This window comes from Neobacillus sp. SRL179, assembly GCF_984799095.1.
In genome coordinates, this window is the sequence record NZ_OZ481792.1 from 3,672,061 (window position 1) to 3,686,458 (window position 14,398).

Annotated in this window: 15 protein-coding genes; 3 read left to right on the forward strand and 12 right to left on the reverse strand. The window is 37.3% G+C overall.

Annotation, left to right across the window (positions count from 1 at the left end; translation table 11 throughout):
- Positions 1-92 precede the first annotated feature (92 nt).
- From tpx to sppA, 5 genes are all read right to left on the reverse strand, one after another.
- Complete coding sequence (gene tpx, locus AC4E8C_RS18200; protein WP_490208069.1) at positions 93-593, reverse strand: thiol peroxidase; 501 nt, start codon at positions 591-593, stop codon at positions 93-95.
- 188 nt (positions 594-781) lie between these two features.
- Positions 782-1,255, reverse strand: a complete 474-nt coding sequence (ytfJ, locus tag AC4E8C_RS18205) for a GerW family sporulation protein (RefSeq protein WP_490208070.1) — start codon at positions 1,253-1,255, stop codon at positions 782-784.
- A 17-nt stretch (positions 1,256-1,272) separates the two neighbouring features.
- Positions 1,273-1,962, reverse strand: coding sequence for a DUF2953 domain-containing protein (locus AC4E8C_RS18210; protein WP_490208071.1), 690 nt, complete (start codon positions 1,960-1,962; stop codon positions 1,273-1,275).
- 90 nt (positions 1,963-2,052) lie between these two features.
- Positions 2,053-2,526 carry an RDD family protein gene (locus tag AC4E8C_RS18215; protein ID WP_490212604.1) on the reverse strand — a complete coding sequence of 158 codons (474 nt, stop codon included), beginning with the start codon at positions 2,524-2,526 and terminating at the stop codon, positions 2,053-2,055.
- Positions 2,527-2,588: 62 nt separating this feature from the next.
- Positions 2,589-3,599: a signal peptide peptidase SppA gene (gene sppA / locus AC4E8C_RS18220; protein WP_490208072.1), complete on the reverse strand. Its 1,011-nt coding sequence runs from the start codon at positions 3,597-3,599 to the stop codon at positions 2,589-2,591.
- A gap of 160 nt (positions 3,600-3,759) precedes the next feature.
- Here sppA and AC4E8C_RS18225 point away from each other — a divergent pair, with 160 nt between their 5' ends.
- Entirely contained in the window at positions 3,760-4,563 is an 804-nt protein-coding gene (locus AC4E8C_RS18225; protein ID WP_490208073.1) for an NAD kinase, read from the forward strand.
- Positions 4,564-4,609: 46 nt separating this feature from the next.
- Here AC4E8C_RS18225 and rarD read toward each other — a convergent pair whose 3' ends face one another.
- The 7 genes from rarD to refZ form a co-directional block, all read right to left on the reverse strand.
- Positions 4,610-5,539: an EamA family transporter RarD gene (gene rarD, locus AC4E8C_RS18230; RefSeq protein WP_490208074.1), complete on the reverse strand. Its 930-nt coding sequence runs from the start codon at positions 5,537-5,539 to the stop codon at positions 4,610-4,612.
- A gap of 148 nt (positions 5,540-5,687) precedes the next feature.
- Positions 5,688-7,274 carry an acyl-CoA synthetase MbcS gene (mbcS, locus tag AC4E8C_RS18235; protein WP_490208075.1) on the reverse strand — a complete coding sequence of 529 codons (1,587 nt, stop codon included), beginning with the start codon at positions 7,272-7,274 and terminating at the stop codon, positions 5,688-5,690.
- A gap of 198 nt (positions 7,275-7,472) precedes the next feature.
- On the reverse strand, positions 7,473-7,673 hold the full coding sequence (locus tag AC4E8C_RS18240) for an alpha/beta-type small acid-soluble spore protein (protein ID WP_490208076.1): 201 nt from the start codon (positions 7,671-7,673) through the stop codon (positions 7,473-7,475).
- 98 nt (positions 7,674-7,771) lie between these two features.
- Entirely contained in the window at positions 7,772-8,980 is a 1,209-nt protein-coding gene (thiI, locus tag AC4E8C_RS18245; protein ID WP_490208077.1) for a tRNA uracil 4-sulfurtransferase ThiI, read from the reverse strand.
- Positions 8,981-10,123 (reverse strand): cysteine desulfurase family protein, encoded by a 1,143-nt coding sequence (locus AC4E8C_RS18250; protein WP_490208078.1) that lies wholly within the window; start codon positions 10,121-10,123, stop codon positions 8,981-8,983.
- 165 nt (positions 10,124-10,288) lie between these two features.
- On the reverse strand, positions 10,289-11,977 hold the full coding sequence (ezrA, locus tag AC4E8C_RS18255; RefSeq protein ID WP_490208079.1) for a septation ring formation regulator EzrA: 1,689 nt from the start codon (positions 11,975-11,977) through the stop codon (positions 10,289-10,291).
- 171 nt (positions 11,978-12,148) lie between these two features.
- Entirely contained in the window at positions 12,149-12,781 is a 633-nt protein-coding gene (gene refZ, locus AC4E8C_RS18260; protein WP_490208080.1) for a forespore capture DNA-binding protein RefZ, read from the reverse strand.
- Between the two features lie 146 nt (positions 12,782-12,927).
- Here refZ and AC4E8C_RS18265 point away from each other — a divergent pair, with 146 nt between their 5' ends.
- Both AC4E8C_RS18265 and rpsD read left to right on the forward strand, forming a co-directional pair.
- The gene (locus tag AC4E8C_RS18265; protein ID WP_490208081.1) at positions 12,928-13,410 is read left to right on the forward strand and encodes a GAF domain-containing protein; all 483 of its coding nucleotides are present in this window, start codon (positions 12,928-12,930) and stop codon (positions 13,408-13,410) included.
- Positions 13,411-13,732: 322 nt separating this feature from the next.
- Positions 13,733-14,335, forward strand: a complete 603-nt coding sequence (rpsD, locus tag AC4E8C_RS18270; protein WP_490208082.1) for a 30S ribosomal protein S4 — start codon at positions 13,733-13,735, stop codon at positions 14,333-14,335.
- Positions 14,336-14,398 lie beyond the last annotated feature (63 nt).

The window sequence follows — 14,398 nt, forward strand, 5'->3', positions numbered from 1 at the left end:
CTTACTAAATTTCCTTACTCATTTTATACGATTATTTATTTCTTAAACAAGTATAAAGGCCTCGCAATTATGCCGAGGCCTTTAATTACTATTTATTTTGCATTTCTTGCAGCTTCTAATGCTGCTTCATAGTCAGGGTGGTTAGTAGCTTCACTAACATATTCCACATAAACAACTTTATCACTTGAGTCAACAACGAACACGGCTCGAGCTAATAGTCTTAATTCTTGGATAGCGACTCCATATGCTTCTCCAAAGGAAAGATCGCGGTGATCGGATACTGTTTGCACATTTTCGATTCCAGCTGCTGCACACCAGCGTTTTTGAGCAAATGGTAAGTCCACACTAACTGTTAAAATTTTCACATTACCTAAACTATTTGCTTCTTCATTAAAACGGCGTGTTTCTGCATCACATACTCCAGTATCTAATGAAGGTACGGAAGTGATTAAGCGAACTTGCCCCTTTGTATCGTTTAGTGTTACTTCTGATAAATCATTTGCAAGAACAGTGAAATTGGGAGCTTGATCCCCTACTTTTACTTCATTGCCTAGTAAAGTTACTGCATTACCTTTAAATGTAACGTTTGCCATTTCTAACATCCTCCTTTGTCATTTAAAAGCTACCGCTTCACTAAGTGTAACGGTTATGTGCTTTATGTACAGTGTAAATATATCTTTTCAGAAGCCATTTTGCAATAAATTGAATTGTGAAAATTAAGAACCCTTTTATTCAGCCAAGAAAAAAGTTAACCCTCCTCCAGGAAGATTAACTCTCTATTTTATAATTCAAGATCAACTTTTGGCTGCTGTTGCTGTTGTGATTCGTGTTTTTGTTGTGATTGCTGCTGTTTACCCTCATCTTTCTTCGAGAACATTTGCTGGATTTTATCAACCGCCTGCGGTGCAAGCTCTAAGATCTTTTCATATAAATGGGTGCTCTCGTCTAAATGAAGCATTTTGACACCTTGGGAGTTCACTATTAAAAAAGCAATTGGAGTAATGGAAACACCGCCGCCGCTTCCTCCTCCAAATGGATGACTTGATTGTCCCTTGTCTTGGCCCTGTGACTGAGAACCATCAACCTTAAATTCACTGCCGCCAGCAGCAAACCCAAAACCGACCTTTGATACTGTTAAAATTACACTACCGTCAGGCGTTTCAACAGGGTCGCCAATAATCGTATTAACATCAATCATTTCTTTTAAGCTTTCCATTGCCGTTGTCATCAAACCTTGAATTGGATGGTCAGACATGGTTATTGCCTCCTCTTTCAAACGGTTTTAGTTTTTTCACTATAATCGTTCTTTCTTTTGATGTGCGGTTTTCCGCCCTTCCAGAATTTGATCAGCTTTAATCCTGCGAGAATAGCATACCCGATTCGAAACTGAAAAATACATGAAACTCGTGATTGTATGACGGCAGCTTGGAAATGAGGTGTAATCGCAACAACAGGCATTTCTTTCAAACGAAAATAATGACTTAGGATTCCTATTATTCCTCCTTTGATTGCCCATAAAGCCCCCGTTATCATTCCTGTATGGGCAGCGTCACCAAGACCGATAAGCGTTTGCCATTCAAATTTTTTAATAGTGACCCTTTGCAGCAACTTTCTAACAATTACATTCAAATTGACCACTTTTTTTAGCATCTCTTTACTATTTTCAAACCTGGATACTAGATCTTTGTGTGTAAATTGATTGACTGTTTGCTGTGGGTTTTCATCCGCTTTTTCCCCTAGATGTGAATGACTTTTTACAACCACACTTGGAGAATTATCATCAATTTTTATTAAAGGTACATTTATTTTGTATCTAATTATTCCAAACCAAATTCTAAATTCTACCTTCAAATCATCATTATCATTATGATGATAATAATTTACAAAAATCGTTATTTTAGTAAGGATAAATAAGATTAATAAGAACATAAGAATCACTAAGAAGAGGATCAGCCAAAACAATTTGTACACATCCTTTCAGCCCATTATTATTCGCCTTTATGGAAAAAAATAAACCTATCAACTTAATGTTGATAGGTTTATTGCTTTATGTTATCGCTCTACATGGACGACTGTGGTATCCGTGAAGAGATCGTGCAATCCCTGCTTTTTGGGTAAAAAGGCGACAATAAGATAGCCAATCATGATTGTTGCGGAAATAAATCGGCCAATCCACTCCCGAAATAGAATGGTCCCCCAAGTCAATTGATCCCTTTTCAGATCAATGACTTTTAAACCAAATACCATCTTTCCAAGAGTTTGATTAAAATATTTTGTCATTAAAACAAAATATACATAGAAAATGATAGCAGAAGCAATCGAAATGGGAGCAAACATATTAAATTCAGACAAGGAAATATCGAGTAACCGAAATAATGGTTTAACTACGATGCGCTCAATACTGCCAATTACCACTAAATCAAGCAGGTAGGCCCAAAAACGCATCCAAAATCCTGCATAACGAACGGGCTGCTCCTGAATCACTGTTCTTTGAGTTTGCACTTGAGGGGACGATATTTCAGCCATTGAATGTTCTCGTTCACCGTTATTTTGATAATCATTTGGTTCCATTTGCTAGTATTCCCTCCCTATTCCGCATACAAATACATGAGACGCGGCGAATTGGGTTTAGAAAGTATTTTCATGAGTCCAGCCATTTCAACATTTTCGCTCAATAATTTTGATGCCTGTAATTTAAACAATGAACCAAAACCAAGATCATCAGAATAACGGACTACCTTTGCACCCGATAATTTCTCCTGCTTTTTCATTTGCTTAATGACATCCTCTAAGTAGCCGAAATCATCAATTAGATTAATTTCTTTTGCTTGCCGCCCATCATACACCCGTCCATCAGCAATCTGTTTAACTTGGTCGATACTCATATGGCGGCCTTCAGAAATGACTTTGACAAACCCCTCATAGGAATTATCAATCATTCTTTGTAATATTTGCCGTTCTTCAGCTGTCATTTCTCTTGTAGGGCTCATAATATCTTTATATTTACCGCTTTTAATCGTGACAAAATCAACACCGTATTTATCTGCTAATCCCTTATAATTATATCCTTCCATAATGACACCAAGAGAACCTGTTAATGTTTCAGGACTAGCATAGATCCTTTTTGCTGCAGTTGAGATATAATAACCTCCAGATGCCGCCATTGAGCCCATCGAAATGTATACAGGTTTTTTACTATTTTTTTGAAGATCAACCAGTTTATCATGAATTTCGGCACTTTCTACTACTCCGCCGCCAGGTGAATTCACTCTGATAATAACCCCTTTTACAGAATCATCTTCTTGAATATAGTTTAACTTCTTCAAAAAATCCTGATGATTATAGCCAGTGCTTTGCAGCAGTGAGCCACCGTCACCTGTGTCTTGAATGACCCCATCGACATCAAGGATGACAATTTTTTTTAACTCACTGCCATCTTTAACAACCTCCTCAGTAAAAGGCTGATCAGTTGCACCCATAAAATTGGTTACATCTGTTTCAATTCCTTTGAAAGCAAATGCAGATAGAAAATTTATAACGATTGAAATAAAAAATAATGCCGCAGCAATCCCCAAAGCGGCCCATCTCTTTCCATTCAAGTGTTTTCCCCCTACCTATCATGTAATTTTAGACGTCCTGCTTTTATATTGTTTCAAAAAAATGCTAAACTAATTTCAGACATTTATTATTTTAGCAAAGAAACCTGTACAATGGGATATAATGGTTGATATTTTTAGTCTTTTAAAAGGGGATGCTGAAATGGAGATTAGACGTAATATTTATTTTTATCATAAACGGGATGCTGATATGTTATCGAAAACAGCACCGCTTAGGGATTTAGCGAATCGGTATGGGTTTACCATCGTGGAGGATTATCGTAAAGCAAATATTATTACCAGCGTCGGCGATGATGGAACCTTTTTACAAGCAGTCAGAAAAACAGGTTTTCGTGAGGATTGTTTATACATGGGGATCTCCATAAATAATAGTTTAAGCATGTATTGTGATTTTCGACTCGATGATACATCAAAATTGATTGAGGCGATCACCACGAGTGAGCAAGTAGAGGTTCGCAGATATCCGACAATAGACGTGACGGTGGATGGTCAGAGTACGTTTACATGCTTAAATGAATTCAGTATCCGCTCTGCTATTATTAAAACACTTGTTATTGATGTCTTTGTTGATCAGCTTCACTTAGAGACTTTCCGCGGAGATGGTTTAATTGTCGCTACCCCAACCGGAAGTACTGCTTATAACAAATCAGTAAATGGGGCAATCGTTGACCCGCTTCTTTCCTGCATGCAAGTAAGCGAGGTAGCCTCCCTTAATACGAGTCGTTACCGTACACTCGGTGCATCGTTTATTCTGGGAAGTGAGCGGACCTTAACGCTTAAGGTCATCTCTGAAGGCAATGACCATCCGACAATGGGGATGGATAATGAGGCCTTAAGTATTCGTCATGTTGGGAATATAGAAATCAAGATAAGTGATAAAAAAGTGAAAACATTAAAATTAAGAGACAACTCTTTCTGGGATAAAGTGAAGAGAACGTTCCTTTAATACAAAACAAAACCTTATCCTATCACGGGATAAGGTTTGTTTTGTATTATAAGGTTACACTTTTTTCCTTTGTAGATTTTTTGCTTGCCGTAAATAGTTTAGTCTTTGAAAGTGAGTAAATTGTTAGAGCCGACCAGATAAAGATAAAGGATAAAAGTTGTACCTTTGTAAAATGTTCTTGGTAAACAAAAACACCAAGAATTAGGGTTAGAGTTGGTGCAATATATTGCAAGAAACCAAGTAAAGAAAGTGGGATTTTTTGCGCTCCTTTTGCGAAATAAAGAAGCGGCACAGCAGTCGCTACTCCAGCACCTATTAACAATAAATTAGTCTTCATACTTGCTGTAAAAAAGGAATTGGAGTTATTAAAAAGCAAGATAACCAGATAAATAAGAGCGAATGGTGATACTACAAGGGTTTCCAAGGTTAATCCAACGGCAGAATCAACATTAATTAGTTTTTTTGCTAACCCATATAGACCAAAAGTTAATGCAAGTGATATAGCAATCCATGGAAATGAGCCATGAGAAACGGTCAAAATCAATACCCCAACACCCGCTAAAAGGAAGGAAACAAATTGGTATATAGTTAATTTTTCCTTAAGGACAATGACACCTAATAAAATACTTATAAGTGGATTAATATAATAGCCAAGGCTTGCTTCAATCATATGACCACTATTAACTGCCCAAATATATATAAACCAATTCGCGCTTATTATAAACGAAGCAATCGCAAGAGCATACAATTGTTTTTTGTTGTGAGCAAAATCTTTTAAAGTATAGACAAATAAACCCCACTTTCTCGTAAAAAGAAGTACAGCTATCATAAAAATAAACGACCAAAAAACACGGTTTGCCAGAATCTCCTTTGCATTCACATTATCTACAAGTTTCCAATAAATCGGCAATAAACCCCAAATAAAATAGGAAAAGCCAGCATGAATGGCTCCCAGCTTAACTTCTGTCTGTTTCATATTTCCCCTTAAACCTCTATTCTTTCTAGTTTCGAAATAAATTCTATTATACCGCGAAACATTTCATTTAGGGGAATTATTTTACACTAGACTATTTGCCACATAAAAAGCAGACGGTAGATACCGCCTGCTTTAGGTTTCATCATTATTAAATTTGCTTCTGTGACTCCATTTCTTTTTGACGCAGTTCGATTCTTCGGATTTTTCCTGAAGTTGTTTTTGGAAGGTCTGTCACAAACTCGATTTTCCTTGGATATTTATATGGAGCCGTTAGTGTCTTTACATGATCCTGCAATTTTTTCGTTAAATCTGGATCTTGAGCATCCACACCCTCTTGTAATACAACAAAGGCTTTCACTACAAAGCCGCGAATTTCATCGGGGCTCGCAACCACGGCACATTCTTTTACAGATGAATGTTTTACCAATGCATCTTCAACTTCAAATGGCCCAATCGTATAGCCCGAACTGATGATAATATCATCTCCACGTCCTTCAAACCAAAAATACCCTTCTTCATCCATTTTTGCTTTATCGCCCGTCACATAATAATCTCCACGGAACTGCATAGCCGTTCTTTCAGGGTCTTTATAATATTCTTTAAATAAGGCTGGTGTTTCAACATGGACGGCAATATCGCCCACCTCGCCAACAGAACACACCTGGCCTTCATCATTAATAATTTCTACTCTATTTCCCGGTGTAGGTTTGCCCATCGAACCTGGCTTCAATTTCATCCCTTTGGTTACTCCAACAAGTAAGGTATTTTCCGTTTGCCCATAACCATCGCGGACATCAATATCAAAGTGTTTTCTAAATATATCAATTACCTCACGATTTAACGGTTCCCCTGCAGAAACAGCACTATGAAGGTTTGATAATTGGTATTCGTCTAGATTGTCCACCTTCGCCATTAAGCGATATTCTGTTGGTGTACAACATAGAACATTCACATCATATTTCTGCAGCAAGCTTAAATATTTTTTCGGTTCAAATTTCCCATGGTAGACTAGGCCTGTTCCACCCGAGCCAAGAACGGATAAGAAAGGACTCCATATCCATTTTTGCCAGCCAGGACCAGCTGTTGCCCACACGGTATCGCCCTCTTCAATGCAAAGCCACTTTGCTGCGGCTGTTTTTAAATGAGCAAACGCCCACCCATGTGTATGAACAACACCTTTTGGATTTCCTGTTGTTCCAGAGGTATAAGACAAAAATGCCATATCCTCTCTATGGGTATCAGCCATCTCAAATTGCTCACTAGCATTTTTCATTTCCGCATCTAAATGACTCCAGCCTTCTTCTAATGCACCAAATGTAAATTTAACTAGTGGCTGAGTTTCCGTTATATGCGCAAACTGATCAACGTAAGGATAATAGCTGATTACACCCTTTACATCTCCATGAGAAATACGGTACTGTAAATCTTTTTCCTTTAACATTTCAGAGCTTGGAATAACAACCATACCTGCTTTTAATGCAGCCAAATATATGATGTATGCCTCAATAAGCCGTGGGACAATCACAAGAACAACATCACCTTGGGTTAACCCATGCTGGGTCAATACATTAGCGGCCTGGTTGACCTGTCTCATTAAGTGCTCATATGTTACTTGCTTTGTTTCACCAATCTCATTTTCCCACTTTAATGCTATTCTTTGCGGATTTTTTGCAAACCGCTCCATTTCAGTCACTAGATTATATCTTTCTGGTGCAATTAAATCTTCCCGTTTCATAACTCTCCCCCTCAAGTGATTCATTTAACAGAATAAATTAAAAATTAATATTTACTATTAGTACCTGATACCAATTATAAACCTTTTTTCTCAAAACGGAAACAAAAACTCTATCGTGAGAATCTATTCCTGTGCAAATCAAAAAGAGAGTGGGAGGAAACCCTCCACACTCTCTGTAGCCATCGTATTTATTTTTTATTAACGAGTAAATCCGCTCATTTGTTGTTGAGCTAATGAAACGAGACGCTTAGTGATTTCACCACCAACAGATCCGTTAGCACGTGAAGTAGTGTCTGCACCAAGGTTTACACCAAATTCTGAAGCAATTTCTTGTTTCATTTGGTTAAGAGCTTGTTCAACACCAGGAACTAATAATTGATTTGAGTTGTTGCTTGCCATGTGATATCACCTCCTTGTGAGTATAGAATGTGTAATAACGATAAGGTTCATTCTATAATCCAATTGGTAATTGTTCACAGAAAATTAATATTTTGTTTCTAAAATAATGAATGAAATTCTGAATGATGTTCCTCGCCAGGCTTAATGACCAAGGTCTCTATCTTCTGAACTGCTTCTTGTATCATTGGTTCAAAATCAAAGTAACTTTCGTAATGCTGAACTTTTTCCCGTTTTGGCTTGGTTTTTGGTGAAGCCGGCACAAAGATCGTACAGCAATCTTCGAAAGGCCTATTTGAAATTTCAAGAGTATCTATTTCTTTGGCGATTTTGATTATATCGGTTTTGTCCATTGTAATCAACGGACGTAAAATAGGTGTATTCGTCACATCATTAATGGCATACATGCTTTCTAACGTCTGGCTTGCAACTTGACCAATGCTTTCACCAGTAATTATGGCAAGACCTTCTTGCATTTTCCTAATTTCATCCGCAATTCGCAACATCATTCTTCTTGTTGATGTCATGGAGTAGTTTTCTGGAATTTGTTCACGAACGGCTTGCTGAATGTCTGTAAAAGGAACAATATGAAGCTTAATGGAGCTGCCGTAAATCTCAGCCAGCTTTTTAGTTAAATCAACCACTTTTTCCTTGGAACGTTCACTTGTAAAGGGCGGACTGAAAAAGTGAACCGCCTCAATTTCCAACCCACGTTTCATTGTCAAATATCCGGCAACAGGGCTGTCAATTCCACCAGATAGCATGAGTAATGCTTTTCCCCCGGAACCAATGGGAAGACCGCCGGCCCCTTTAATGATTTCACATGACAAATAAATTGCTTCTTTTCTTACTTCTATGCGTAAATTAATATCTGGCTTTTTCACATCCACCTTCATTCCCGGAATGTTTTGCAATAAATGGCCGCCAATTGCTTGATTAATTCCATCTGTATCCAACATAAATGTCTTGTCAGATCGTTTTGGAGTAACCTTAAATGTTTGACCCTCTTTATAAAGGGAGCGAACTAATTCAAACGAAGCTTGTTTTAACATTTCTAAATCTTTTTCAACCTTTATAGCTGGACTAAATGACTGAATCCCAAATATATGCTTTAATTTATTTATTATCTCAAGCCCATTTTCCCCATTTAATAACACATACATCCGATCACGACTTGCTTGGATTTTAATGTTTGGAAAAGAGGTAAGAGCTATTCTAACGCTGTTTTTAAGCTTCTCAACAAATTTATGGCGATTTCTCCCTTTTGTTGATATTTCACCATAACGTATAAGTATTCGGTCATATTTCATTCATTTCATAACCTTTCGTAATTGAATTACAGCCTTCTTTATTGCTGCGACAGCTGTTCTTGCTTCTTCTTCTGTATTATCAAACGATAGACTTATTCTAATGGCACTCTCAGCTGAATGTTCAGGAACACCCATCGCAAGCAAAGTCTTACTAGGTGATTTTTTCTTAGAAGAACAAGCACTCGTAGTTGATACAAAAATTCCAACCTGTTCAAGTGCATGGATTAGCACCTCTGATTTTATCCCACTTACAGAAAAGTTTAAAATGTGAGGTGCTGATCCTTCAGAAGGCGTATGAATTTGAACACCATCTAATTCAGATATTCCGTCCCTCAAAATGGATGTAATATTCATCAGTTTTTCTATACCTGCCTCGCTCTTGACCATTGTCATCCTCAGTGCCTTTGCCATCGCAACGGCTCCTGCTACATTTTCCGTACCGCTGCGCATCTTTTGCTCTTGGTTGCCACCTAGAAAAAGTGGATCAATTCTTGTCCCTTCCCGAATAAAAAGGGCCCCTGTTCCCTTTAAGCCATGAAATTTATGTGCCGAAAGAGAGCAAAGATTTACCCTATTATTGTATAGATTTAGAGGTATTTTCCCAACTGCCTGAATGGTATCTACATGAAAAACAATCGATGGATGTTTTTTTAATAATTCCCCTATTTCTCTAATGGGCTGGATTGTACCAACTTCATTATTCACCAGCATGATGGAAATCAAAATCGTATCATTCTGGATGGCTTTCTCAACATCAGCCGGACTTACTCTCCCATTTTCATCTACAGGCAAATAAGTTATGTCAAATCCATCCCGCTCTAATTGTTCCATCACAGCATGTACAGAGGCATGCTCCACACTTGATGTAATAATGTGCATTCCTTTTCTTTTGTTTATGTTAGCGGCACCTTTTATCGCAATATTATTACTTTCAGTACCTCCTGAGGTAAAATAGATTTCCGCAGGTTTTACCTTTAAGAGGTTTGCAACCTGTCCCCTTGCCTGAGATAACAGCCTTTCAGCCTGCCCTCCCATACTATGGAGGGAGGACGGATTTCCATAATATTGGCTTGAAACACTGACAAATGAATCTATTACTTCTTTATATGGTTTTGTTGTTGCACTATTATCAAAATAAATCATTATTTTTCCTCCGTACCATTCACTTACAATTATCAATCTTATCATACAAACCGAAGAATATTAAAGAAAAGTTCTGATTAGGCAAGCCTAGGGCAGCTGAACTTTGTCCGATAAGAATCAGATAAAAAAAACAAACCGATTCAAGTTGAATCAGTTTGTCACATCTTACTCTGCTGCTATTGTTGCCTTTATTTTCTTTAAAGCTTCTGGATCAATTCCCTCAAGCGATGCTGCCACTTGCTCTAATGCCTCTTCATAATCATATTGTCTAAAAGCATTTTCTGCTTCTGTTAATCGTTTAGCAACGGATGGATAATGACTGCGATAACGATTCCCATATTGAATGGCTCTCTCTGCGAGAGTAACATTCTCAATTAATTCATATGTTGTGCTCACGAGCTTTTCAACCGTTAAAACAGCCATTTCTAAGTATTCATTAAGGGCAGCAATGTTAAGTGGCTTTTCCTCTAGTTGGTAGCGAACATTTTGTATACTTTCGTTCGTATCTTCCAGTAAATAATGATAATCCGCAGGCAGTCCTGGAACATTATTTTTCTTCACGAGGCGCACGGCTTCGCCAACCTTTTTGGTCAATTCCTTCACTGTTTCTCTTGCTTCAAGCTCATCTTTTCTTAAAGCCTGGAGTTTAAGAGCGAAGGCTTGCTGTCCCTCAGAGATAAAATCAAGTTGTTCTTTAATAGTATTTAATTCATCACAAAGTGCGGTTTGCGCGGTCTCATTAAGTTTTAATTTTTCAACTAGAATTTCATAATGTTTGTACACTGTCGAGAGTTCCTTCTCCAGCTGCCTTTGTGTTTCAAAATCATCATCAGAGAGTTGGTAGCTTTGCTGAACCTGCATCACTTCATTGGAAAGGCTTTTGTTTTCAGTTTGTGCGAATGAAAGTTGTTCAAATGCTGCCTTTTCGTTTTTATTAACAAAATGCTTCGCATGAACCTCTTTTTCCAGAAGATCAAAAACGATATCGATTCGTTCTTTTACCTCTTTAATGCCTTCTTCAGCCTTGTCACAATCACTTGCTTCAATTAATACTAAATTTTCAGCCAGTTTTTCTTCCAACCGCTTTATTTCACTCTCCACATTGATGTGATCTAAATAATAACCCTGCTCATTCATTTCACGATAACCTTCTAAGCAATCAGATAACTGATTTGGAAGCAGTGATTGACATTCAATTAAAAGCTGGGGTATTAATTCCATATCATGTTTGATGGTATCTAATCGATCTTGTATATGCAGAACAATTTCCCGCGCTTCTAAATAATTACCAAGCTCTGTTTTTTCATCAAAATCATGGAACTTTTGTGTTATATCCTTAAGCTGTGTTTCTAAATGCTTTTCGGCATTTCCAAAACTATGGCGGTGAGCCAAAAGCATTTTCTTTAATTCCCTATATTGTTCTTTAAGCAGTTCAATTTCCACTCTATTTTTTTCTTCACTGCCGACAAGTTCATGTAGCTCTTCCAGTATTTTTTTAATCTGATCTTCTATTTCCTGCAATTTGGAAGCAATCGCGTCTTGAACCTCTTTCGCTTTTTTGAAACGGTACCGGTCTATGTACTCTTCTGCATCGAAAAGCATTTCCTCCAAATCAGGGAGCTTTACGGTCACGACGTCATCCCAACCGCTCCGCCAATGTTCGAATAGTTCTTCTGTCTGGCCTGTCATATTTAACTGTTTCACCTTTGCCATCTCATCTAGTATTGGTCGATTCATTAGGTCGATTTTCCAAGCTTCCAATCGATCCATCTCTTTAAAATAACGTTTCTTTATTAAATATCCCAATACAAATAAGGCTAGTAACAGGATGAAAAAGCCAATGAAATATTTCACAAGTAAGCCCCCTATTTCAAACAACATCATACTTTGAAGTTTAATTAGTCCATCTATATAAAAAATAAATTATCATTTCATGTTCGATTCAATGCTTTTATGATACCATGTAAACGACAATTTTTGACGATAATTTTCAATTTTTTTGTAAAATAAAAAATAGCGTCGCCGCTATTTAATCACTGCACCTTTTTTTTGTGGTACATCCAAGCATAAAGTTTTATCAATCCATGAATAAATATCTTTTAAATACTTTTGTTCGAAAAATGGCTCGTTAGGAAAAATGTACAATACTTCTCTCATATATTGAGTATTCATAAATGGCATCATAATCAAGCCCTTAAGTTGAATAATTAAATAAGGGATGGAATGGGGCTGAAATTCCTCCCATTCAAAACCTCTCTCGAAAATCTTTTGGAAATAATATTTTTCTTTTAGAGAATAGGTGGACATAATTTCCCTGACGATCTGCGAATCCATGGACATTTCCCTGTATATAAAATTGGTTAAATATATATTCTCACATTGATAATGGAGGATATCAGCAACGATCTTCTTTAGGCATTCTTTTGCACCTCGATCGATGGAGAGATAGGCTTCTTCAATCTTGCTCATATAGTGTTCAAAAAAATGCATAAAGCAATATTCCAGCAGACCTTGTTTATTATTAAAATGGTAGGCAATCGTAGCTGTATTTACTTTTGCTAAACTGGCAATATCTCTAATTGAAGTTCCCGAATAACCATTTGCATTAAACAACGAAATTGCGGCCTTTATAATTGCTTCTTTTGCATCCTTTTTCATTTCTTCTCCCCCTTCAGGTATCCCCATACATAATGATTCTTTGTATCATCGGAGATTCCTTTAAGAAAATATCGACAAAGTCTGCTCATTTTCTTCTAATTTTGCTATCATAGTTAATAAAACTTTAGAGAAAAAGGTGAAATAACATGTTTAACGTCGAAATGTATACCGGAAGTCGTGAAGAAAATTATCAGCTTGTTAAAAAGCAATTACGGGCACTTCTTCAAGATGAGAAAAACCAAATTGCTAATTTCAGTAATGCCTCTGCCCTTCTAAACCAATGCCTAGATCGAATTAACTGGGTAGGATTTTATTTAATGGATACAAATGAAGAATTAGTTCTTGGGCCATTTCAAGGCTTACCTGCTTGTGTGCGGATTCCAGTCGGAAAAGGGGTGTGTGGCACTGCAGCCTTAAATAGAGAAACAATGCTGGTTGCAGACGTTCATCAATTCCCGGGTCATATTGCTTGCGATGCTGCATCACAATCTGAAATTGTCATTCCGCTCATAAAAGGAGAAAAACTATTGGGTGTATTAGATATTGATTCCCCAGAGAAGAATCGCTTTGATGAACTTGACCAGCAAAATCTTGAAGAATTTGCAGCCATTTTACTGGAATACATATAAGTAGAAAAAAGTATGTCCCAAAGTGGCAGAGCCATTTGGAACATCGCTTTTTTTGGAATCCAGTTGAAATAATTTATGGTTATTCTTAAATCATAAAATAAACTTGACTTACCATGAATAAAAATTATATAATACTCCTTGTGTAAAATAGTGCAGCCTAATGTGTTCACTTTAATAGTCTCATTTTGTTCCTCAATATTTGATGGTGTATCTCGTAACCCTCTGCTGCTAGGGCGAAGGTACATGAAAACAAAATGGCTGTTTAAGAGTCTCATAACGGTTTTTATTTTACCAAAATAAAAACACGAAGGAGGAGTCATTCATGGCTCGTTATACTGGCTCAAGCTGGAAAATCTCTCGTCGTCTTGGAATTTCTCTAAGCGGTACGGGTAAAGAATTAGAAAAGCGTCCTTACGCTCCTGGACAACATGGTCCAAACCAACGCAAAAAGCTTTCTGAATACGGATTACAATTACAAGAGAAGCAAAAGCTTCGTCATATGTATGGCGTAACTGAGCGTCAATTCCGTAATCTATTCGATAGAGCTGGCAAATTAAGCGGCGTACACGGTGAAAACTTCATGATTCTTCTTGAATCACGTCTTGACAACGTTGTTTACCGTTTAGGTCTTGCTCGCACTCGTCGTGCAGCTCGTCAATTAGTAAACCATGGTCATATCTTAGTTGATGGTACTCGTGTAGATATCCCATCATACCGTTTAAAAGCTGGTCAAACAATCAGCCTTCGTGAAAAGTCACGCAATCTTGATGTTGTGAAAGAAGCAGTTGAAGTTAATAACTTCGTACCTGATTTCTTAACTTTTGACGCAGACAAATTAGAAGGTACTTTCACTCGCTTACCAGAGCGTTCTGAATTACCTGCTGAAATTAACGAAACACTTATCGTCGAGTTCTACTCACGTTAATCGTTCTAAAACCCTCGTACCAATTTTGGTACGAGGGTTTTTTCTGTTTTTTTGTTCCATAAA